Here is a 3,078-nt window from a genome sequence, read left to right as displayed (position 1 = left end):
ACGTGTTCTTTGAAAACTAGATAACAATAAGTAATACATTCACATTGAATGCAATGCAAAGTTCATCACACATAGTGATTCTTTCTAAAGTAAGAAATGGTTAAGTTAGAAAGGGCGCACGGTGGATGCCTTGGCACTAGGAGCCGATGAAGGACGGGACGAACACCGATATGCTTCGGGGAGCTGTAAGCAAGCTTTGATCCGGAGATTTCCGAATGGGGAAACCCACTGCTCGTAATGGAGTAGTATCCATACTTGAATACATAGAGTATGAGAAGGCATACCCGGGGAACTGAAACATCTAAGTACCCGGAGGAAGAGAAAGCAAATGCGATTCCCTGAGTAGCGGCGAGCGAAACGGGAACAGCCCAAACCAAGAGGCTTGCCTCTTGGGGTTGTAGGACACTCTATACGGAGTTACAAAGGAACGATATAAGCGAAGAGGTCTGGAAAGGCCCGCCAAAGAAGGTAACAGCCCTGTAACTGAAATGTTGTTCTCTCCAGAGTGGATCCTGAGTACGGCGGAACACGTGAAATTCCGTCGGAATCCGGGAGGACCATCTCCCAAGGCTAAATACTCCCTAGTGACCGATAGTGAACCAGTACCGTGAGGGAAAGGTGAAAAGCACCCCGGAAGGGGAGTGAAATAGATCCTGAAACCGTGTGCCTACAAGTAGTCAGAGCCCGTTAAAGGGTGATGGCGTGCCTTTTGTAGAATGAACCGGCGAGTTACGATCCCGTGCAAGGTTAAGCAGAAGATGCGGAGCCGCAGCGAAAGCGAGTCTGAATAGGGCGCATGAGTACGTGGTCGTAGACCCGAAACCAGGTGATCTACCCATGTCCAGGGTGAAGTTCAGGTAACACTGAATGGAGGCCCGAACCCACGCACGTTGAAAAGTGCGGGGATGAGGTGTGGGTAGGGGTGAAATGCCAATCGAACCTGGAGATAGCTGGTTCTCTCCGAAATAGCTTTAGGGCTAGCCTCAAGGTAAGAGTCTCGGAGGTAGAGCACTGATTGGACTAGGGGCCCCTACCGGGTTACCGAATTCAGTCAAACTCCGAATGCCGATGACTTATCCTTGGGAGTCAGACTGCGAGTGATAAGATCCGTAGTCGAAAGGGAAACAGCCCAGACCGCCAGCTAAGGTCCCAAAGTATACGTTAAGTGGAAAAGGATGTGGAGTTGCTTAGACAACCAGGATGTTGGCTTAGAAGCAGCCACCATTTAAAGAGTGCGTAATAGCTCACTGGTCGAGTGACTCTGCGCCGAAAATGTACCGGGGCTAAACGTATCACCGAAGCTGCGGACTGTTCTTACGAACAGTGGTAGGAGAGCGTTCTAAGTGCTGTGAAGTCAGACCGGAAGGACTGGTGGAGCGCTTAGAAGTGAGAATGCCGGTATGAGTAGCGAAAGACGGGTGAGAATCCCGTCCACCGAATGCCTAAGGTTTCCTGAGGAAGGCTCGTCCGCTCAGGGTTAGTCGGGACCTAAGCCGAGGCCGAAAGGCGTAGGCGATGGACAACAGGTTGATATTCCTGTACCACCTCCTCACCATTTGAGCAATGGGGGGACGCAGGAGGATAGGGTAAGCGCGGTATTGGATATCCGCGTCCAAGCAGTTAGGCTGGGAAATAGGCAAATCCGTTTCCCGTAAAGGCTGAGCTGTGATGGCGAGCGAAATTTAGTAGCGAAGTTCCTGATTCCACACTGCCAAGAAAAGCCTCTAGCGAGGTGAGAGGTGCCCGTACCGCAAACCGACACAGGTAGGCGAGGAGAGAATCCTAAGGTGATCGAGAGAACTCTCGTTAAGGAACTCGGCAAAATGACCCCGTAACTTCGGGAGAAGGGGTGCTTCTTAGGGTGTTAAAGCCCCGAGAAGCCGCAGTGAATAGGCCCAGGCGACTGTTTAGCAAAAACACAGGTCTCTGCGAAGCCGTAAGGCGAAGTATAGGGGCTGACGCCTGCCCGGTGCTGGAAGGTTAAGAGGAGCGCTTAGCGTAAGCGAAGGTGCGAATTGAAGCCCCAGTAAACGGCGGCCGTAACTATAACGGTCCTAAGGTAGCGAAATTCCTTGTCGGGTAAGTTCCGACCCGCACGAAAGGCGCAACGATCTGGGCACTGTCTCAACGAGAGACTCGGTGAAATTATAGTACCTGTGAAGATGCAGGTTACCCGCGACAGGACGGAAAGACCCCGTGGAGCTTTACTGCAGCCTGATATTGAATGTTGGTACAGCTTGTACAGGATAGGTAGGAGCCTTGGAAACCGGAGCGCTAGCTTCGGTGGAGGCATCGGTGGGATACTACCCTGGCTGTATTGACCTTCTAACCCGCTGCCCTTATCGGGCAGGGAGACAGTGTCAGGTGGGCAGTTTGACTGGGGCGGTCGCCTCCTAAAATGTAACGGAGGCGCCCAAAGGTTCCCTCAGAATGGTTGGAAATCATTCGCAGAGTGTAAAGGCACAAGGGAGCTTGACTGCGAGACCTACAAGTCGAGCAGGGACGAAAGTCGGGCTTAGTGATCCGGTGGTTCCGCATGGAAGGGCCATCGCTCAACGGATAAAAGCTACCCCGGGGATAACAGGCTTATCTCCCCCAAGAGTCCACATCGACGGGGAGGTTTGGCACCTCGATGTCGGCTCATCGCATCCTGGGGCTGTAGTCGGTCCCAAGGGTTGGGCTGTTCGCCCATTAAAGCGGTACGCGAGCTGGGTTCAGAACGTCGTGAGACAGTTCGGTCCCTATCCGTCGCGGGCGCAGGAAATTTGAGAGGAGCTGTCCTTAGTACGAGAGGACCGGGATGGACGCACCGCTGGTGTACCAGTTGTTCTGCCAAGGGCATCGCTGGGTAGCTATGTGCGGACGGGATAAGTGCTGAAAGCATCTAAGCATGAAGCCCCCCTCAAGATGAGATTTCCCATTCCGCAAGGAAGTAAGATCCCTGAAAGATGATCAGGTTGATAGGTCTGAGGTGGAAGCGTGGTGACACGTGGAGCTGACAGATACTAATAGATCGAGGACTTAACCTATATTCTAATGTGAAGCATGAACATTGTTATCTAGTTTTGAGAGAACATT

The 3,078-nt window shown here is 52.2% G+C and carries 1 rRNA gene; it reads left to right on the top strand.

Annotated features, from left to right (window positions below):
• Positions 1-98: 98 nt before the first annotated feature.
• A 23S ribosomal RNA gene (locus C6Y03_RS18975) occupies positions 99-3,029 on the top strand.
• Positions 3,030-3,078 lie beyond the last annotated feature (49 nt).

The organism is Bacillus sp. LNXM65, from assembly GCF_002998575.1.
Lineage (GTDB): Bacteria > Bacillota > Bacilli > Bacillales > Bacillaceae > Bacillus.
The sequence above is the reverse complement of the archived record's forward strand: the minus strand, read 5'-3'. Positions and strand labels throughout refer to the sequence as shown.